The 18,712-nt window shown below is 38.1% G+C and carries 18 protein-coding genes; 13 read left to right on the top strand and 5 right to left on the bottom strand.

All coding sequences use genetic code 11. The annotated features are described in order from the left end of the window. Positions 1 to 27 precede the first annotated feature (27 nt). Positions 28 to 660 carry a tetratricopeptide repeat protein gene (locus tag M1E96_RS04235; RefSeq protein ID WP_272580313.1) on the top strand — a complete coding sequence of 211 codons (633 nt, stop codon included), beginning with the start codon at positions 28 to 30 and terminating at the stop codon, positions 658 to 660. 355 nt (positions 661 to 1,015) lie between these two features. Next, the gene (locus tag M1E96_RS04240) at positions 1,016 to 1,618 is read left to right on the top strand and encodes a hypothetical protein (RefSeq protein WP_319066739.1); all 603 of its coding nucleotides are present in this window, start codon (positions 1,016 to 1,018) and stop codon (positions 1,616 to 1,618) included. 108 nt (positions 1,619 to 1,726) lie between these two features. On the opposite strand, the gene M1E96_RS04245 is transcribed toward M1E96_RS04240, so the two are convergent. Both M1E96_RS04245 and fadE read right to left on the bottom strand, forming a co-directional pair. Then, the gene (locus M1E96_RS04245) at positions 1,727 to 2,080 is read right to left on the bottom strand and encodes a ribonuclease G (protein WP_070926544.1); all 354 of its coding nucleotides are present in this window, start codon (positions 2,078 to 2,080) and stop codon (positions 1,727 to 1,729) included. 351 nt (positions 2,081 to 2,431) lie between these two features. Beyond that, positions 2,432 to 4,897 carry an acyl-CoA dehydrogenase FadE gene (fadE, locus tag M1E96_RS04250; RefSeq protein WP_369427380.1) on the bottom strand — a complete coding sequence of 822 codons (2,466 nt, stop codon included), beginning with the start codon at positions 4,895 to 4,897 and terminating at the stop codon, positions 2,432 to 2,434. 320 nt (positions 4,898 to 5,217) lie between these two features. Here fadE and lpcA point away from each other — a divergent pair, with 320 nt between their 5' ends. Beyond that, positions 5,218 to 5,796 (top strand): D-sedoheptulose 7-phosphate isomerase, encoded by a 579-nt coding sequence (gene lpcA, locus M1E96_RS04255; RefSeq protein ID WP_070926540.1) that lies wholly within the window; start codon positions 5,218 to 5,220, stop codon positions 5,794 to 5,796. 26 nt (positions 5,797 to 5,822) lie between these two features. Continuing rightward, entirely contained in the window at positions 5,823 to 6,590 is a 768-nt protein-coding gene (locus tag M1E96_RS04260; protein ID WP_070926538.1) for a class II glutamine amidotransferase, read from the top strand. Here the strand turns inward: M1E96_RS04260 and M1E96_RS04265 are convergent. Further along, on the bottom strand, positions 6,561 to 7,298 hold the full coding sequence (locus M1E96_RS04265; RefSeq protein ID WP_272580310.1) for a murein L,D-transpeptidase family protein: 738 nt from the start codon (positions 7,296 to 7,298) through the stop codon (positions 6,561 to 6,563). The two genes, M1E96_RS04260 and M1E96_RS04265, sit on opposite strands and share 30 nt — an antisense overlap. 415 nt (positions 7,299 to 7,713) lie before the next feature. Between M1E96_RS04265 and M1E96_RS04270 the strand changes: the two genes are divergently transcribed. The 8 genes from M1E96_RS04270 to nqrM all read left to right on the top strand — a co-directional run bounded on the left by M1E96_RS04270 (position 7,714) and on the right by nqrM (position 15,058). After that, positions 7,714 to 9,057: a Na(+)-translocating NADH-quinone reductase subunit A gene (locus M1E96_RS04270; RefSeq protein ID WP_140182019.1), complete on the top strand. Its 1,344-nt coding sequence runs from the start codon at positions 7,714 to 7,716 to the stop codon at positions 9,055 to 9,057. Between the two features lie 4 nt (positions 9,058 to 9,061). Continuing rightward, on the top strand, positions 9,062 to 10,300 hold the full coding sequence (locus M1E96_RS04275) for an NADH:ubiquinone reductase (Na(+)-transporting) subunit B (protein WP_272580309.1): 1,239 nt from the start codon (positions 9,062 to 9,064) through the stop codon (positions 10,298 to 10,300). Beyond that, positions 10,293 to 11,087, top strand: a complete 795-nt coding sequence (locus M1E96_RS04280) for a Na(+)-translocating NADH-quinone reductase subunit C (RefSeq protein WP_070926531.1) — start codon at positions 10,293 to 10,295, stop codon at positions 11,085 to 11,087. Before M1E96_RS04275 ends, M1E96_RS04280 begins: the two co-directional genes overlap by 8 nt. Beyond that, positions 11,080 to 11,709 carry an NADH:ubiquinone reductase (Na(+)-transporting) subunit D gene (locus tag M1E96_RS04285; RefSeq protein WP_070926529.1) on the top strand — a complete coding sequence of 210 codons (630 nt, stop codon included), beginning with the start codon at positions 11,080 to 11,082 and terminating at the stop codon, positions 11,707 to 11,709. The genes M1E96_RS04280 and M1E96_RS04285 overlap by 8 nt, the downstream gene beginning before the upstream one ends. A gap of 4 nt (positions 11,710 to 11,713) precedes the next feature. Beyond that, positions 11,714 to 12,310, top strand: a complete 597-nt coding sequence (nqrE, locus tag M1E96_RS04290) for an NADH:ubiquinone reductase (Na(+)-transporting) subunit E (protein ID WP_070926527.1) — start codon at positions 11,714 to 11,716, stop codon at positions 12,308 to 12,310. Between the two features lie 15 nt (positions 12,311 to 12,325). Then, complete coding sequence (nqrF, locus tag M1E96_RS04295; RefSeq protein ID WP_070926524.1) at positions 12,326 to 13,552, top strand: NADH:ubiquinone reductase (Na(+)-transporting) subunit F; 1,227 nt, start codon at positions 12,326 to 12,328, stop codon at positions 13,550 to 13,552. A 231-nt stretch (positions 13,553 to 13,783) separates the two neighbouring features. Next, a complete protein-coding gene (locus tag M1E96_RS04300) occupies positions 13,784 to 14,815 on the top strand; it encodes an FAD:protein FMN transferase (protein ID WP_140182015.1) in 1,032 nt (343 codons plus the stop codon). A 15-nt stretch (positions 14,816 to 14,830) separates the two neighbouring features. Then, positions 14,831 to 15,058 carry a (Na+)-NQR maturation NqrM gene (gene nqrM / locus M1E96_RS04305; RefSeq protein ID WP_140187210.1) on the top strand — a complete coding sequence of 76 codons (228 nt, stop codon included), beginning with the start codon at positions 14,831 to 14,833 and terminating at the stop codon, positions 15,056 to 15,058. A gap of 106 nt (positions 15,059 to 15,164) precedes the next feature. Here the strand turns inward: nqrM and M1E96_RS04310 are convergent, their stop codons facing one another. Next, complete coding sequence (locus M1E96_RS04310; protein WP_140182011.1) at positions 15,165 to 15,539, bottom strand: hypothetical protein; 375 nt, start codon at positions 15,537 to 15,539, stop codon at positions 15,165 to 15,167. Positions 15,540 to 16,277: 738 nt separating this feature from the next. Beyond that, the gene (locus tag M1E96_RS04315; protein WP_272580308.1) at positions 16,278 to 17,177 is read right to left on the bottom strand and encodes a glycerophosphodiester phosphodiesterase family protein; all 900 of its coding nucleotides are present in this window, start codon (positions 17,175 to 17,177) and stop codon (positions 16,278 to 16,280) included. A 440-nt stretch (positions 17,178 to 17,617) separates the two neighbouring features. Here M1E96_RS04315 and dinB point away from each other — a divergent pair, with 440 nt between their 5' ends. Further along, the gene (dinB, locus tag M1E96_RS04320; RefSeq protein ID WP_272580307.1) at positions 17,618 to 18,673 is read left to right on the top strand and encodes a DNA polymerase IV; all 1,056 of its coding nucleotides are present in this window, start codon (positions 17,618 to 17,620) and stop codon (positions 18,671 to 18,673) included. The last annotated feature ends 39 nt before the right edge of the window (positions 18,674 to 18,712 follow it).

Consider the following 18,712-nt stretch of genomic DNA (forward strand, 5'->3'; position numbering starts at 1 on the left):
TTTATTTCTTAATTGATGAGGTATTGATTGAAAATATTCACAATTGTTTTGTTTGTGTTATTTCTATCAGGATGTTGTATTCTTAATAAAGAGCGAGAGGAAATCATCCCTTCATATAGAATGTTAAATTATAATTATCCATCTAATTATATTAAATTTGATAATTCTATAAAAGATAAAAATCCAGAGCCTAGAAATTTAAATGATTTTTTAAATGTAAAATTTAAATCTGAAAATGGCGATGCGGAAAGTAGTTTCTTAATGTCTATGCTACATTATAATGATTCTAATTGTAGTAGTATTATTATATTAGATACTAAACCGAACCAGAATTGTCTACTTGCTGTTGAATACCTTAAGAAATCACTTGAGCAAAATCCTGAGTATGATTTAGCACTGTTTGAACTCGGTAAAATGTATGCTGAAGGTATTGGGTTCAAAAGAAATCGTCAAAAAGCAGTTTATTATTTAGATAGGGTAATGAATAAGGGGGAAAAAGGTAGTGAATTAGCATGTGAGTATTTGATTTATCTTCATATCAGTAATGATGATGGCGAAGGTGTCGATTTAAAACAAGCTCAACATTATGCTGAAATTGGCATGAAAAATGGAAGTCAATTTTGTACTAGGCATTACGGTAGCTTTAAAAAACTAGATTAATAATAGATTAAATATTAATAAAAGGATTTGAAATGGAAATAAATATACTCTAAATAATTTTAGGAGCAGATAAGCGACAAGCTAAAGTAGCAGCGGAGCATAGGTAAACTATGTGACTTGGTTAGCTAGATGCAGTTAACACCTCTGCAACTTACAGTATAACGAGTAGATATCATCTAATAATTACACACCTTACTGCATTAGAAGGAAAACACAGATGAGGGTGAATTAAATATTTAAAATATGATTACCGCTGCTTCATTCTTTTTTAATATTTTTCACCTCACAATATTTAATGGGTTCTAGTTTGCTTAGATATTTTTACATTATTTTTGTTTTTTTTATAAGTGGTTGTATGGGCTGCCAAGAAACCTATAAGGAGCGCCCTTCTTATAGAATGCTTGACTATAAATTACCTAAAAAGGAAATCATATATCAAAGTGATCTCAATATATCGGTTAAAGAACCTAGAACAATTCAAAATTTTAATCAATTGAAAAATAAAGCTAGGAAAGGTGATGTGTATAGTCATTATCTCTTATATCTTATCTATTTTGATGACTCGAATTGTTCTGTAAAAAAACGTGTTCCCAATGAAAATTGTTTATTAGCTATTAATTATTTAAATAACAGCATTGAATTACAACCTGATTTTGAACCTGCGTTATATCATTTAGCTATTCTAAATAAAGTTGGTATCGGTATGGATGTTAATTTAGAAAATAGCATTCGCTATTATCAGAAAATTATTGATTTGAATGGAAGATATAGGGGGGATGCTATTGTATCTCTAGTGGATATCTATTTGTATAACAAAGGTCATATTGATAATAGGGTGAGTAAAGCTAAGTTCTATATTGATATGGGGGCAAAGGAGGATTGCTTTCAATGTTTACTGTATCAAAAAGATTGGTTGAGTGTTGTTAATAGAATGAATTATTTACATCAATTAAAATAAAACATTAGAACTGTGGTCGTCATAGTGATTTTAAGCTTGTTTATGATATTTTAAAATCACTATGATAATTTAATATTAATTACAAATTATAGCAGTTACAACTTACTGTTAATATTGACCTTGTGATGCAATACCCGCTAACATTGCCATCATTGTCGAGAAAAAGAATAAGAAAAATACGACAGAAAATACAACGCTAATAATAAAATAGATTAATCCAGCTCTATTCCATGTTTCTTGTACTTTCATGAAGGTTTCTTCTGAATCATAGTCACCATTCTTCCAAGCCCATTCATTACCTTTGAATCCACAAACGAACATCCATATTAGATTAAATACTGGTATTAGCATCAATAACGGTAAATAAGATTTATTTCCAAATCCCCAGATGATATTAAACATAAACGCGCCCCAGTTCCAACGCTTGACCCCTTGTGGTACTTCTTTACTTGAATAAGACATATAATATCTCCATTAATAAACTTGAGAGTTATTGATTTCACTCGCTACAGTGAAAATAGCGGGAGATATTAATATAAGAATTGTTTAAGTTAAATTTATTTATATAGTAATAATGTTACTAAAGATGTAATTACTCTTTATTAGAGATGTTTAAGTCGAATAATGATAATGTTAGTGAAGTTTAATTAAAAAAATAAAAACTAGCCCAATATAAAAGGCTAGTTTTTATATCATTAAATATACTTGCTATGCTTCAAATCTGAGAGGGGCTACATTTAGTTAGGCAGGTTACATCGTTTATCTATGTTTCCCGCCTATTTTCATTTGTGCCTGTTTGCCAATTCGAATTAATTAAGCAGCTTGTTTCTTTTTAGATTGCTTTTCGTGTTCGCTTTCAGTTTGAGGCTTTTTTGTACTAGCTGTTCCCAATGCTTCGAAATCAAACTCATCAACATTGATGGTGCGAAGACGGCTAGCCTCAGCTTTGCGTAGAATATCCGCTTCTTCTTGTGTGATGATATTTTCAGGTAACATTTTCTCTGCCAATTCATCTAAGCGAGTGAAGCTAAATTTACGTTCTTTCAAGCGACAAATCCTTTCAAAAATTGGTTCTGCGGCGATGATGTCATACAGGGCCTGATTAACCAAACCATGTGGGTTATGTTCAGTTGGTGTTAGATACTGACCACGACCGATCCTATCGCGAGTTTCAGATGGCTCCATCATTAACTGTGCGAGTTTATGATCAAGGTGATCTGATGGCGCGGACATTGCACGACCAGTAGGGAAGAGCGTAAAACGCATAACACCAGCAACAAACCTATTTGGGAAGTTTTTCAGTAAATCATCAATGGCTTTTTCAGATTGGTATAAACAATCTTCGACAGCCCATTTAACTAACGGTAAGTCGGCTTTCTGACGTCCTTCATCTTCATAGCGTTTTAGTGTCGCGGTAGCTAAATAAAGATGACTAAGAATATCGCCTAAGCGTGCAGAGATGCGCTCACGACGTTTTAAACTACCACCTAACACAGCCATGGAAACGTCAGCTAGTAAGGCTAGGTTAGCACTTTGACGATTCAACATTTGATAATAACGGCGTGTTTCATCTTTGGTTGGTGCATGACTACCACGGCCATTCGTTAGGCCTAACCAGAAGCTACGACATTTATTGCTAAATACGTGGCCAATATGACCAAATACCGCTTTATCAAATTTATGCAGGTTGTTCTCTTGCGCTGCTGCCATTTCTTCAAGTACATATGGATGGCAACGAATAGCCCCTTGACCAAAGATGATCATACTACGGGTTAAAATATTTGCCCCTTCAACGGTGATTGCAATAGGTGCGCCTTGATAAGAGCGGCCAACAAAGTTGGATGGGCCAAGGCAGATACCTTTACCGCCAGTGATATCCATGGCATCAATCACAGAGCGTTGACCTCGATGGGTACAGTGATATTTTACAATTGCGGATAGAACAGCAGGCTTTTCACCTAACATAATACCAGAGGTAATTAAGGTTGCCGCTGCATCCATTAAGTAAGCATTACCTGCGATACGAGCTAATGGTTCTTCAATACCTTCCATCTTACCAATTGATAATTTAAATTGGCGACGGATATACGCATAGGCACCTGTTGCCATAGCAATACTTTTCAAACTACCGGTTGAGTTTGATGGCAAGGTAATACCACGGCCAACAGATAAACACTCAACAAGCATGCGCCAGCCTTGACCAGCCATTTTTGGACCGCCAATGATATAATCGATAGGTACGAAAATATCTTGTCCACGAGTTGGCCCGTTCATAAATGGAATATTAAGTGGGAAGTGGCGGTGACCAATTTCCACCCCTGGGGTGTTAGTCGGGATTAATGCACAGGTAATACCTAGGTGCTTTTCACCACCCAATAAACGATCAGGGTCAGATAATTTAAATGCCAGCCCAAGAACCGTAGCAATAGGTGCTAGGGTGATATAGCGTTTGTTCCAGTTTAAACGCATACCTAAAACTTGCTCACCTTGCCATTCACCCATACAAACGACGCCTGTATCAGGGATAGCACCTGCATCAGAGCCCGCCTCTGGACTTGTGAGTGCGAAACAAGGGATTTCTTCACCGGTCGCTAAACCAGGTAAATAACGTTTTTTCTGCTCATCAGTACCGTAATGTTGCAATAATTCACCGGGACCTAGAGAATTAGGCACCCCAACAGTAATCGCTAGAATACCTGATACGCCAGCCAGTTTTTGTAGCACTTGTGATTGCGCATAAGCAGAAAATTCAAGGCCGCCGTACTCTTTTTTAATGATCATGGCAAAGAAGCGATGATCACGTAAGTACTGCCACACTTCAGGGGTAAGATCCGCCAGCTCATGGCTAACTTCAAAGTCATTAACCATTCTGCAAACAGTTTCAACAGGACCATCAATAAAAGCTTGCTCTTCAGCGGTCAATTGCGGTTTTGGATAATTATGTAGTTTGTTCCAATCAGGTGCCCCACGGAAAAGATCACCTTCCCACCATGTTGTTCCTGCGTCGATAGCTTCTTTTTCTGTGCTAGACATAGGTGGCATAACTTTTTGGAACATTTTTAGTGCGCGAGCAGAGAATAATGATTGACGAACTGGTGTAAAAACAAAGGGGAATAGCACCAGTGCGACAGGCAGTAACATCCAGTAGCTCCAAACACTTAATAGCCCCATTACTGCGGTATAGGCAAGTAACAGAACGGTACTTAGAACCAATGATGTTTTGTGATAACAAAGAACACCGATTAATGCGAGAAAGAGAATAACGCTGAGTAGGGTCATAGGGAAACTCCTGTCTACTTGTAAGAGGTCTGACCTGTTGTTTCCTTTAATCTATATCCATTAATAAACAATTAGCAACAAATTTACATCTTAATTACAACTTGGCTCACAAAATCGTCAAATACCTCCTTGTGATAATTTCAAAAATGGATTTATGGGGGATCTGTAATAACTTAAGTATCGAAAAAGCACTGATTAGCCTTAAATGCCTAAATTTGCACTGAATCAGGTGTAGAAAGAAAATTAACCCTGTGTAACAATCTGAATAGTTAAAGGGTAATGGTTATTACTCTAAATTATTCAATCTAAGGGGTTATCTCATGTATCAAGACCTGATCCGTGGTGAACTTTCAGAAGCAGCCGATACGTTGGCGCAATTCCTAAACGACGAAGCAAATATTAAGGCAATTGAGCAAGCGGCAGTGTTACTGGCTGACTCTTTTAAGGCTGGAGGAAAAGTACTGTCATGTGGTAATGGTGGTTCCCATTGTGATGCTATGCACTTTGCTGAAGAACTCACAGGGCGTTACCGTGAAAACCGTCCAGGTTACCCTGCTATCGCGATTTCAGATGTCAGCCACCTTTCTTGTGTGAGCAACGATTTTGGTTATGAATTTGTCTTCTCTCGTTTTATTGAAGCTGTTGGGAAAGAAGGCGATGTATTGCTTGGCATTTCGACTTCAGGTAATTCAGGCAATATTATTAAAGCTATCAGCGCTGCTCGTGAAAAAGGCATGAAAGTGATCACATTGACCGGCAAAGATGGCGGTAAAATGGCGGGCACGGCAGATATTGAAATTCGTGTGCCACATTTTGGTTACGCTGATCGTATTCAGGAAATTCACATTAAAGTGATCCATATCCTGATCCAGCTAATTGAAAAAGAGATGGTTAAGTAATTCTCTGAATGATAGAGGGTCTTGAGATGTGCGAGTTACTTGGCATGAGTGCTAACGTGCCGACGGATATAAATTTTAGCCTCAGTGGTTTGATCTCACGTGGCGGTCAAACTGGCCCTCATAAAGATGGTTGGGGGATCACGTTTTATGAGGGGTTAGGTTGTCGCACTTTTAAAGATCCTCAGCCCAGCTTTTTATCTCCTGTTGCGCGTTTTGTGCAGGAGTATCCAATCAAATCGGAAACGGTTATTGCTCATATACGGCAAGCTAACCGAGGGGATGTGACCTTAGCCAATACTCATCCATTTACTCGCGAACTTTGGGGGCGTAATTGGACGTATGCACATAATGGGCAACTGAAAGGTTATCGCTCGTTGGAGACTGGCTATTATCGACCAATTGGTGAAACTGATAGTGAAAAAGCTTTTTGTTGGATCTTAAGTCAGCTTGCTGCTAAATATCCAAAGAAGCCTGCGAATTGGCCGGCTGTATTCCGTTTTATTGGCCAACTTGCTGAGCAATTACGGGCTAAAGGCGTGTTTAATATGTTGTTATCTGATGGGCGCTACGTCATGGCTTTTTGCTCAACCAATCTATATTGGATCACCCGTAAAGCGCCTTTTGGTAAAGCAAAATTGCTCGATCAAGATGTTGAAATTGATTTTCAAAGCTGTACGACACCAACCGATATTGTTTCTGTTATTGCCACACAGCCACTCACTGGCAATGAGAGCTGGCAAAAGATAGCACCAGGCAGTTTTGTGCTATTTCATCTCGGCCAACGCATATTGTGATCTGAGTCGCAACAACTTATCCGAAGTTTCTGGCAAGCTATTGACCGCATATTTCCCTGATGTAACAGAGATTTGTGCAGGCTTGCCTGTATCTTGAAAGTAATCATATGCAGGTTTTAATTGCTGCCAGAAGGCATAATGGCTTGAGTTTCTATGCAATAACATATTTTCTTTTGTCATTTTAAATGGGTAAATACTGACATCTATAGTACTTTGCCCATTTCTAAAGGCGACTTCCACTGCTTGGTAGATCTCACTCATATATTTATCTGTCATTGCATAACAGCCGACAGAAACGCAGTCACCATGGATCATCAAGTAATTGCCTTGATAACCTTGAGCACGATCATACTCATTAGGAAATCCTAAATTAATAGATCGGTAATACCGACTGTTTGGATTCAGTTGGTTAGCGGTTATTTGATAAAATCCTTCTGGGCTTTTTAGATCTCCCTCAACTTTTTTAGGGCCAAGGCCACCTGAAAATTTACAAATAGGATAAGTTTTGGACAGGTTAAACTTTCCATTTGGCAATTTTTGATAGAGTTCTAAAACACCTTCTTGCTTAAAAATCTGAATATAAATTGCTGAGTTTGAGGAACTATTCGTCTTCATATTAAGCAAAAATGAAGGGTTATTCGTTTCAGCGGCAGCTGATTGTAAGAATAATAACGAAAATCCAACACAGATAAGGATGTTTTTGTTCATACTTAAACCAAATGAAATTAAGAGTTTTGCCTAAAAAAAAGACATTCTAACGGTATTTTAGATGAGCGGGTAGTTATTTGATATAGCGAGTGAATAGTTTAGTGATGTACTGGTATTGCATGAAAAATAGTCAGCTTTCGATAAATATGAGTTAATAGCTCGATTATTCCGATTTATTGTCAACAAAATTGAAAATTTATTGTTATTTGCTTGAGCTAAGTCACTTGAATAACCGGACATAGGTCGGGGGAACTGGTAAAATTACGAACGGCAGAATAAGAGAATAGCGTCACAATATTGAGAGAATTATTTGCTTGAGTTATGAATGTAACTTGAGCTGTTTTTATTTACTGAGTCGCTATGGTCCATGCTGGATTATTAGCTTAGGGTTAACTGAGAAACTTGTGCAGATCTTATGATTAAAATTAAAAAAGGCCTCAACCTTCCTATTGCAGGTGAGCCAGCCCAAGTAATAGAAGACGGCCCGAAAATTCAACACGTAGCATTGCTAGGTGAAGAATATGTCGGAATGCGTCCTTCGATGCTGGTTAAAGAAGGTGAGCACGTAAAAAAAGGGCAGGTACTTTTTGAAGATAAAAAGAACCCCGGTGTATTATTCACCAGCCCAGCCTGCGGTAAAATTGTTGCTATTCATCGTGGTGAGCGTCGCGTCCTACAATCTGTTGTTATCGAAATCGATGGTGATGATCAGGAAACTTTCGCGAGTTATCAGAGTGATGAGCTTGCAAGTCTATCTCGTGAGCAAGTCGAGCAGAATTTAGTTAAGTCAGGTTTGTGGACGTCGTTAAGAACCCGCCCATTTAGCCGTTCACCAGAGCTTGGCTCTACGCCAGTTGCAATTTTTGTGACAGCAATGGATACCAATCCGCTCGCAGCTGATCCTTTGGTGGTTATTCAGTTACAACAGCAAGCCTTTAATGATGGGTTAACTGTTCTAAGTCGCTTAACTGATGGAAAAGTCCATGTCTGCCATGGCGCAGGGGCTTTGGTTAAATCTGAAATCAATGCACAAATTACTTACAGTGAGTTTGCCGGCCCACACCCAGCAGGCTTAGTTGGAACGCATATTCATTTTCTTGAGCCAGTAAGCATTAAGAAAAAAGTATGGCATCTCAATTATCAAGATGTGATTGCGATTGGTAAGCTATTTACGACAGGCTATCTATATACTGAGCGTGTTATTTCACTGGCAGGTCCTCAAGTTGAGAAGCCTCGCCTATTGAAAACATGTCTTGGTGCAGATTTGTATGAGTTGACAAAAGGTCAGCTTAAAGAAGGTGAAAACCGAATTATTTCTGGCTCAATATTATGGGGGGTGACCTGTGATGATGTTCATCATTACCTCGGTCGTTTCCATAATCAAGTTTCAGTATTACGCGAAGGGCGTGAGAAAGAACTATTTGGTTGGATTATGCCCGGTGTAAATAAATTCACCATTACACGTACCACGATTGGCCATTTCCTGAAAAATAAACGTTTTAACTTCACAACTACCATGAATGGTGGTGAGCGTTCAATGGTTCCAATTGGTAACTATGAGCGAGTGATGCCTCTTGACATTATGATCACTCATTTACTGCGTGATCTGCTTGCTGGGGATACCGATTCATCACAGGAACTGGGTTGCCTAGAGTTGGATGAAGAGGATCTGGGACTGTGTACATACGTCTGTCCGGCCAAGTATGAATATGGCCCAGTACTTCGTGATGTACTGACCAAGATTGAGTTAGAAGGGTAATTCCATGGGTCTGAAAAATTTATTTGAAAAGAATGAGCATCATTTTGAGCCCGGTGGAAAGTTAGAAAAATTCTATCCATTGTATGAAGCTGTCTCTACAGTATTTTATACTCCGGGAACTGTGACAAAAGGTCGTTCTCACGTTCGTGATACTATCGATCTAAAACGCATGATGATTCTTGTTTGGTTGGCTGTTTTCCCAGCAATGTTTTGGGGAATGTACAACGTAGGTAACCAAGCGATCCCTGCACTTTACCATTTATATAGTGGTGCGGAGTTACAGCAAGTACTTGCTGGTGATTGGCATTACCGCCTAGCGCAGTTTTTAGGGGCTTCATTAACCCCTGATGCGGGGTGGGGCAGTAAAATGCTACTAGGTGCTGTGTATTTCTTACCTATCTACTTTGTTGTCTTCGTAGTTGGCGGATTTTGGGAAGTGTTGTTTTCCATGATCCGTGGCCATGAAATCAACGAAGGTTTCTTTATTTCATCTATTTTATTCGCGCTTATTGTACCGCCAACGATTCCTCTGTGGCAGGCTGCATTAGGGATCACATTCGGTGTTGTGATTGCGAAAGAAATTTTCGGTGGTACAGGTCGTAACTTCCTGAACCCTGCATTAGCTGGTCGTGCGTTTCTTTTCTTTGCTTACCCTGCGCAAATCTCGGGTGACTTAGTTTGGACTGCGGCGGATGGTTTTTCAGGTGCAACACCACTTTCTCAATGGGCTACGGGTGGCGAACACGCGCTAATGAATACCGTATCCGGTGAGCCAATCACTTGGATGCAGGCATTTTTAGGTAATATGCCAGGTTCCATCGGTGAGGTTTCAACGCTGATGATCTTCATTGGTGGTTTATTTATCATGTTCTTCCGAATCGCTTCGTGGCGCATCGTCGCGGGTGTGATGGTAGGTATGATAGCCATGTCCTATCTGTTTAACTTTATTGGCTCAGAGACTAACCCATTATTTGCAATGCCTTGGTATTGGCACATGGTACTAGGTGGCTTCGCATTTGGGATGATCTTCATGGCGACGGATCCGGTATCGGCATCATTTACAGATAAAGGTAAGTGGGCCTACGGTATCTTAATCGGCGTGATGTGTGTGCTGATCCGTGTTGCAAACCCTGCGTATCCAGAAGGCATGATGTTAGCCATTCTGTTCGCCAACCTGTTTGCTCCTCTGTTTGACTATCTGGTCGTTCAAGCAAATATTAAACGGAGAAAAGCTCGTGGCTAGTGAAAATACAACAAATAAAGATAGCGTCGGCAGGACATTCATAGTCGTATTCATTCTATGTTTAGTTTGTTCTATCGTCGTAGCGGGTTCTGCTGTTGGACTAAAATCTCAGCAGCAAGAACAAATTATGCTAGATACGCAGCGCAATATTTTGAGCGTTGCAGGTCTATTAAAACCTAAAATGACACCAGAAGAAGTTCAGAAAGTATATGGCGAGCGAATCGAGCCAAAACTTTTGAATTTCAAAACCAATGAGCTTTCTGACAGTACCAGCCGTTTTGACTTAAATAGCGAATTGCGTAGTGATGAAACCAGTATTGCATTGTCTCCTGCGGAAGATATCGCCAAAATTCGTCGTCGAGCTAATAGTGCTGAGATTTATCTAGTCAAAGATGATGCAGGCAAAATATCGCAAGTCATTTTACCTGTTTATGGCTCAGGGCTATGGTCCGTGATGTACGCTTTTGTTGCTGTTGATATTGATGGCGTGACTTCCCGTGGTATCACCTACTATTCACACGGTGAAACTCCAGGTCTGGGTGGTGAAGTTGATAATCCGCAATGGAAAGCACAATGGCCGGGCAAAAAGCTATTTAACGAGCAAGGTGTTCCTGCCATAAAAATTGTTCGTAGTGGCTCAACTGATAGCCCTTATGGTATCGATGGTTTGTCAGGAGCAACGCTAACCTCAAATGGCATTCAGCATATGTTTGATTTTTGGTTAGGTGATAACGGCTTTGGTCCGTTCCTGAAAAAAGTTCGTGAAGGAGCGCTGAATAATGGCTGATTCTAAAGAAGTAAAACGCGTTCTATTTGGGCCTTTGTTCGATAACAACCCAATTGCGTTACAAATCCTTGGTGTGTGTTCTGCATTAGCAGTAACCACTAAGTTGGAAACAGCGGTCGTAATGACTATTGCGGTAACTTTAGTTACTGCGTTTTCTAACTTTTTTATCTCATTAATTCGTAATTATATTCCAAGCAGTGTGCGAATTATCGTACAGATGGCAATCATTGCATCTTTAGTTATCGTTGTTGACCAAATACTGCGTGCTTATGCGTATGAGATATCGAAACAGCTTTCGGTATTTGTTGGCCTCATCATTACAAACTGTATCGTAATGGGACGTGCTGAAGCATATGCGATGAAATCGCCACCAATTGAAAGTTTTATGGATGGTATCGGTAACGGACTGGGATATGGAGTGATATTGATCTTAGTCGGTTTCTTACGTGAACTGTTTGGTTCAGGTAAGTTATTTGGTATCACCGTTATGGAATCACTGCAAAATGGTGGTTGGTACATGCCTAATGGTCTGTTCCTGTTAGCACCTAGTGCATTCTTTATCATTGGGATGCTGATTTGGGGTTTACGTACTCTAAAACCAGCTCAGGTAGAGAAGGATTAAGTCTATGGAACATTATATTAGCCTATTTGTAAAAGCGATTTTTATCGAAAATATGGCTTTGGCATTCTTCCTTGGTATGTGTACGTTTTTGGCTGTATCAAAGAATGTTAAGACCGCGTTTGGCTTGGGTATCGCTGTTACGGTTGTGTTAGGTATTTCTGTACCCGCTAATAACCTAGTTTATAACCTTGTATTACGGGATGGTGCACTAGTTGAAGGCGTTGATTTATCATTCCTTAACTTTATTACCTTCATTGGGGTTATCGCTGCTCTAGTACAAATCTTGGAAATGATTTTAGATCGTTATTTCCCGTCACTTTATAACGCATTGGGTATCTTCCTGCCGTTGATTACCGTTAACTGTGCAATCTTTGGTGGCGTCTCTTTCATGGCTCAGCGTGATTATAACTTTAGCGAATCTATCGTATATGGATTCGGCTCAGGTATCGGCTGGATGTTAGCGATTGTGCTGTTAGCATCAATCCGTGAAAAGATGAAATATTCCGATGTTCCGGGGGGTCTGAAAGGCTTAGGTATTACCTTTGTCACCACTGGTTTGATGGCACTGGGCTTTATGTCCTTCTCCGGTGTTCAGCTATAAGGGCGAGAAGAATTCATGGATATTATTATTCTAGGTGTAGTGATGTTTACCTTGATAGTCTTGGCGCTGACAGGTTTGATCCTGTTTGCGAAATCCAAGCTAGTCAATACAGGTAACATTAAAGTTGAAATTAACGGTGATCCTGAAAAAAGCTTTGATGCTCCAGCGGGTGATAAACTGTTAGGGATGTTGTCTAACCAAGGTATTTTTGTTTCATCTGCCTGTGGTGGTGGTGGGTCGTGCGGCCAATGCCGAGTGACAATTAAAGAAGGCGGTGGTGATATTCTGCCAACCGAGCTTTCTCACATTAATAAACGTGAAGCAAAAGAAGGCTGCCGTTTAGCGTGTCAAGTGAATGTTAAGCAAGATCTAAAAATTGAATTACCTGAAGAGATTTTTGGAGTTAAAAAATGGGAGTGTGAAGTTATCTCTAATGATAATAAAGCAACCTTCATTAAAGAACTAAAACTAAAAATCCCAGAGGGTGAAGTTGTTCCATTCCGTGCGGGTGGTTTTATTCAAATCGAATGTCCTGAGCATGTTGTTAAATATGAAGACTTCGATGTGCCAGAAGAATACCGCGAAGATTGGGATAAATTTAATTTATTCCGTTATGTATCTGAGGTGAAAGAGCCTACAGTGCGTGCATATTCAATGGCTAACTATCCAGAAGAGCATGGGATTATTTTGCTAAACGTGCGTATTGCCACGCCTCCTCCTCGTAATCCAGATGTTCCGCCAGGGATCATGTCTTCCTATATTTGGTCTTTGAAACCCGGTGATAAAGTCACCATTTCAGGCCCATTTGGCGAGTTCTTTGCCAAAGAGACTGAGGCTGAGATGATCTTTATTGGTGGTGGTGCAGGTATGGCACCTATGCGTTCACATATTTTCGATCAATTAAGACGTTTGAAGTCTAAGCGTAAGATTAGTTTCTGGTATGGGGCTCGTTCTAAACGCGAGATGTTTTATACCGAAGATTTCGATCAGCTTGCTGCTGAAAACGAAAATTTCACTTGGAATGTTGCACTTTCCGATGCAATGCCGGAAGATAATTGGGATGGTTATACAGGATTCATTCATAATGTTCTGTATGAAAACTACTTAAAAGATCATCCTGCACCTGAAGATTGTGAGTTTTACATGTGTGGGCCTCCAGTGATGAACGCCGCAGTCATCAAGATGCTTAAAGATCTTGGTGTAGAGGATGAAAACATCTTACTGGATGACTTTGGTGGTTAATTCACTGTATATACTTGAAGTATAACGAGGATAGCCTCAGTTTTTAGGGTTATCAGTTGATAAAAGGGGGAGCAAGATAAGGTTTCCCCTTTGTGTTTTTAGTTAAAAACGAATAAATTGGCTGACTCGTTAATTTTTTACAACCTCGACCGGCTGCTGCCAAACTGAACTAGTTTGTCAATAGTCTAAGTACCTAGCGTTATGGTACTTATGATTGAAGCAGAGAAAAATATGCTGAACAAAAAAGTCATTACACCAGTACTGCTATTCGCAGCGACACTCTTTTTGACCGCTTGCGGTGGGCCTGAACAGGCAAATCTACAGGGTCAGACAATGGGAACCTACTATTCCATTAAATACGTTACTGATTCTTCATCTCCAAGTAGTGAATCGATCCAAGCAGAGATTGATAAACGCCTTGAAGAGGTAAATGATCAGATGTCAACGTATCGCCCTGACTCTGAACTAAGCCGCTTCAATCAATCAAAAGAGGTTAATGTTCCTTTTCCTGTGTCGGCTGCAACAGCAAAAGTTGTTAAAGAAGCAATCCGTATTAACGAATTAACTAATGGTGCATTAGATGTGACGGTAGGGCCTTTAGTTAATTTATGGGGGTTTGGCCCTGAAGGACGTGTAACAAAAGCCCCTTCGGCTGATGAATTAGAAAAACGTCGTGCTTGGGTCGGAATAGAAAAATTATCTGTACAGGGTAATAACCTGATTAAAACTATTCCTGAATTGTATGTCGATTTATCATCAATCGCTAAGGGCTATGGTGTTGATGTGGTCGCTGAGTACTTAGAATCCGTTAAGATCAATGATTATATGGTTGATATTGGTGGTGAGGTACGTACAAAAGGCAATAATGGTAAAGGTGCTCCATGGCGCATAGCGATTGAAAAGCCAACGACTGATGGTGTAAATCAAACTGCTCAAGAAGTCATTGAGCCGGGGGATATGTCAATTGCGACTTCGGGTGACTACCGTAATTATTTTGAGCAAGATGGTGTGCGTTTCTCTCATACAATTGATCCAAAAACTGGCATGCCGATTAAACATAACTTAGTGTCGATCACGGTATTGGCTCCAACCTGTATGAGCGCTGATGGCTTATCTACAGGGTTAAATGTTTTAGGACCAGAAACCGGTTTTGCTGTAGCGGAAAAAATGAATATTCCAGTATTTATGATAGTGAAAACAGAAAAAGGGTTTGAAGAGCGCTATACTAAGGCATTCGAACCATTCTTACAGAAGAAGCAGTAACACTAGGGGGATAGGATGCTAAATGTTTTTATTGCAGCGTTTATCTTGTTCCTACTGGCATTTTTAGGCATGTCACTTGGGTACATTATTAAGCGTAAAAGCATTCAAGGTAGTTGTGGGGGGTTAAGCAGCATAGGCGTTGAAAAAGTCTGTGATTGCCCTGAGCCTTGCGATGCACGTAAAAAGCGTATGGCACGTGAGCAAGCTCGCCAAAAGATGTTGGAAAAAAACCGTATTATCTAAAATATTTAATTATTATCTTATAACCTTAGCTGTATTGGTGACAGTTAAGGTTATATCTTCACGTTTTTATCGAAATATTCTCTTGATTGTTTTGGTATTAAATTTTTTAATCCATTTTTTTTAGAGACATTGAGCATGTACTGGAGAATGGGAAAGCAACATACATTCTTTGAGAATCACCATTTACTCCTATAATAACATTTCCGTTATCTTCCTTTTTTATATTACATTTTAAACGGCTTGTATTGTGCCAAATTTCACCGTTTGCAGTGGTAATTGTCACGTTCCAATAGTCATCATATTGTGGCGTATAAATAAGGGTATAAGCATTATGTATTATTTGTTTATCTTTAATATCATACTCGGTATGGCTTGTACCTAAATGTAAAATTTTATCATGTGTATGAGTTATTGAAAAAGATTTTAGGTCACTGTTCCAAAAATTTTCTAATGTTACGTTACCTATAGGTGCTAATTTCATTATGACTCCTAATACTGGCTTTTTATATTATGATATTTTAATTTCTTTTAGAGTATATTTTATTTCATGGCGTTAATTATAAAGATTTAATATATAATTTAGCATTATTATATTATTATATTATTATATTATTATATTATTATATTATTATATTATTATATTATTATATTATTATATTATTATATTATTATATTATTATATTATTATATTATTATATTATTATATTTATTATTTATTTATTATATTATTATATTATATTTATTATTATATTATTATATTATTATATTATTATATTATTATATTATTATATTATTATATTATTATATTATTATATTATTATATTATTATATTATTATATTATTATATTATTATATTATTATATTATTATATTATTATATTATTATATTATTATATTATTTAATTATCATTTTTAATGACTATCAATTAAGTATTATTATTGGCTTTTAATGATAAGGGTTTTCTAATAACTATTATGTGATTGTAAGAGGGGAATATTTTTAATCTATTATTATCTTGAAAATAATTACAATGTTTTTTGATTTTTAATGAAAATAGTATTTTATGTTCCCTTCTTAGAACCAAGTAAGAATAGTATTATATACCTACATGGGAATGTAATTTTCTTTTTGTATTATAGGTTTACATTTAATATAAAAGGCTTAATTTAGTTACACATTATGAATTATCAAATGTAGCTTAATTAAGCCAAAAATAAATTTATTTTTTAAATAGTTGTGGTGAATCAACCATCACGGCATCAGCACCAATTTCTTTAGCAAATTGATAGTCATTGATGTTATTAACACCAAATAAAACTATGTATGCGTCACCATTTTTTCTAAAGCAATCAATCGCTTCTTTATCCCACGATAAGGTTGCCGGTGAACGTGCTTCGCCAAGCGTGTATTTTTCAATCACTTCAACTTTTCTATGTAATTCAAATCCATACCAACGCTTTTTAGATGCTTCTTCAGTTGATGTTGAACATTGATGATTCATCGTATTATTGGCTAGTAGTGTGCGAGTTTCATCACGGCTTTCAAAGGTATTAATGCGATCAGAGCGTTTCGCTAAAGCTTTTATAAACGCATTGTTAGTTGAATAAAAACGGGTGTTGTTAAAGGCATTAGTTTTTTCTAACAGAGTGTAAATAGCTTCTGCTTGGATGTCTGGATTTGCATCAGGTGATTTTAAATCAATATAAAATTCAGTATCAGGATATTTTTTAAGAACAGATTCAAGCGTAGCAATGGTTGTTTCTGCTAATGGCAATTGGATATTATTTTTTTTATTAAATTGATATGCCGCATTGATTTTGTTGAGTTGTTTGGCTGAGTAATCAGATACTACACCGTTCTTATCGGTTAGCGCCTTGAGTTCACTAGGTCTATATAAAACAACTTGATTATCTTTAGATAACTGAACAGTTAACCAAATAATATCAGCTTGATTTTCTTTTGCTAACTTAATGGCATAAAGGGTATTTTCAGGGGCGTCAGCGGTACCGGCACGATGTGCCACGATTAATGGTGATTGAGCAAGTGCGCTGTGGCTGGCAAGAATAAACAAACTGAAAACCATCCCTTTTTTTAATTGTGGAATCAACGTTTTTATCATATTGGCTACCTATAAAAATATTTGTTTTCTACCCGTCATTCTTCAAGTGACAACATCTTCATTAAGTCATGGTGACTAAGTTCATTCGCATTAGTGACATACTAATGTGCTAGTTCTTAGCGATTCATTTACTTATTGCCTAGCTGCACCATGAATTATTTAGAGTGTGAATAAAGCTAAATTAATTTTTTGAGTCCTTTTTGTAATACTTTTCTCAGCATTTGTATGCAATATCTCATCTAATTAGGAGTAACTTTGTTCGAGAGCACTTCAATCCGTACTTGTTAACAACCGTCGAGGACAGAGAAGTTTTAGAAATTGTGAAGTTTGGCAGCGATATGTTTCAATCAGATGAACATATGATTTTTGTTGAATAATTGCGCATTAAAATAAAATACTGTATATTTATTCAGTTGTTCATTTTCTTTTGGTGAATTGCTGTGCGAAAAATAATTCATATTGATATGGACTGCTTTTATGCAGCAATAGAAATGCGTGATGACCCTAGCTTGCGTAATATTCCTATTGCCGTCGGGGGAAGTGCCGATCGTCGTGGGGTGATTAGTACCGCTAACTATGAAGCTCGACGTTATGGAGTACATAGTGCAATGTCTACGGCAGTTGCATTAAGGCTGTGCCCTCATCTAAAAGTTGTATCAGGCCGAATGGCGCTTTATAAAGAAACTTCTTTGCATATCCATAAAATTTTTTCTCGCTATACCGACCTTATTGAGCCACTTTCTTGGGATGAAGCTTATTTAGACGTTAGTCAGTGTGAGCTGCATCATGGTTCAGCAACCCTAATAGCTCAAGCTATTCGTCAGCAAATATTTGATGAATTGCAGCTTACGGCTTCGGCGGGGATCGCCCCAATTAAATTTCTTGCCAAAATAGCTTCTGATCTGAATAAACCCAATGGTCAATATGTTATTACTCCACAGAATATGTCTGAGTTCGTTCTTTCACTGCCATTGAAGAAGATCCCCGGTGTTGGCAAAGTTACGGCACAAAAATTGTTAGATATGGGATTAGAAACTTGTGCAGATGTACAACAGTATGATGTTGTTAGTTTAATAAAATCGATGGGGAAATTTGGACAAGTGTTGTGGGAGCGTTGTCACGCTATTGATGAACGTGCAGTTAACCCTGAAAGGCTACGCAAATCTGTTGGGGTTGAACGTACATTAGCTGAAGATATTCATCACTGGGAAGAATGCCTGCCATTACTTGATAAGCTTTATGAGGAGTTAGAGCTAAGATTGACTAAAGTTAAGCCTGATCGTCGTATTGCACGCCAAGGGGTAAAAATTAAATTTAATGATTTTCAGCAAACAACCCAAGAACATGTTTATCCTATATTAGATAAGCAAGATTTAATTTTATTAGCTAAGCAAGTTTGGGAAAATCGCCGTGAAAATCGAGGGGTTAGGTTAGTTGGTTTGCATGTTACTCTTCAAAGCCCACAAATAGAAAGGCAATTGCTATTAGCACTTTAAGTAGGCAAAACACTCGCCTTATGACGAGCGCTTTGCCAC

Origin of the sequence: Providencia sp. PROV236 (genome assembly GCF_033676985.1) — a bacterium.
In the GTDB taxonomy this organism is placed as follows: Bacteria; Pseudomonadota; Gammaproteobacteria; order Enterobacterales; family Enterobacteriaceae; genus Providencia; species Providencia manganoxydans.

What these genes read in the sequence shown, in the direction of transcription:
- M1E96_RS04240 (WP_319066739.1), top strand. Translation starts at nt 1,016, where the DNA reads ATGGGCTGCCAAGAAACCTATAAGGAGCGCCCTTCTTATAGAATGCTT.
- M1E96_RS04245 (WP_070926544.1), bottom strand. Translation starts at nt 2,080, where the DNA reads ATGTCTTATTCAAGTAAAGAAGTACCACAAGGGGTCAAGCGTTGGAAC.
- fadE (WP_369427380.1), bottom strand. Translation starts at nt 4,897, where the DNA reads ATGACCCTACTCAGCGTTATTCTCTTTCTCGCATTAATCGGTGTTCTT.
- lpcA (WP_070926540.1), top strand. Translation starts at nt 5,218, where the DNA reads ATGTATCAAGACCTGATCCGTGGTGAACTTTCAGAAGCAGCCGATACG.
- M1E96_RS04260 (WP_070926538.1), top strand. Translation starts at nt 5,823, where the DNA reads ATGTGCGAGTTACTTGGCATGAGTGCTAACGTGCCGACGGATATAAAT.
- M1E96_RS04265 (WP_272580310.1), bottom strand. Translation starts at nt 7,298, where the DNA reads ATGAACAAAAACATCCTTATCTGTGTTGGATTTTCGTTATTATTCTTA.
- M1E96_RS04270 (WP_140182019.1), top strand. Translation starts at nt 7,714, where the DNA reads ATGATTAAAATTAAAAAAGGCCTCAACCTTCCTATTGCAGGTGAGCCA.
- M1E96_RS04275 (WP_272580309.1), top strand. Translation starts at nt 9,062, where the DNA reads ATGGGTCTGAAAAATTTATTTGAAAAGAATGAGCATCATTTTGAGCCC.
- M1E96_RS04285 (WP_070926529.1), top strand. Translation starts at nt 11,080, where the DNA reads ATGGCTGATTCTAAAGAAGTAAAACGCGTTCTATTTGGGCCTTTGTTC.
- nqrE (WP_070926527.1), top strand. Translation starts at nt 11,714, where the DNA reads ATGGAACATTATATTAGCCTATTTGTAAAAGCGATTTTTATCGAAAAT.
- nqrF (WP_070926524.1), top strand. Translation starts at nt 12,326, where the DNA reads ATGGATATTATTATTCTAGGTGTAGTGATGTTTACCTTGATAGTCTTG.
- M1E96_RS04300 (WP_140182015.1), top strand. Translation starts at nt 13,784, where the DNA reads ATGCTGAACAAAAAAGTCATTACACCAGTACTGCTATTCGCAGCGACA.
- nqrM (WP_140187210.1), top strand. Translation starts at nt 14,831, where the DNA reads ATGCTAAATGTTTTTATTGCAGCGTTTATCTTGTTCCTACTGGCATTT.
- M1E96_RS04310 (WP_140182011.1), bottom strand. Translation starts at nt 15,539, where the DNA reads ATGAAATTAGCACCTATAGGTAACGTAACATTAGAAAATTTTTGGAAC.
- M1E96_RS04315 (WP_272580308.1), bottom strand. Translation starts at nt 17,177, where the DNA reads ATGATAAAAACGTTGATTCCACAATTAAAAAAAGGGATGGTTTTCAGT.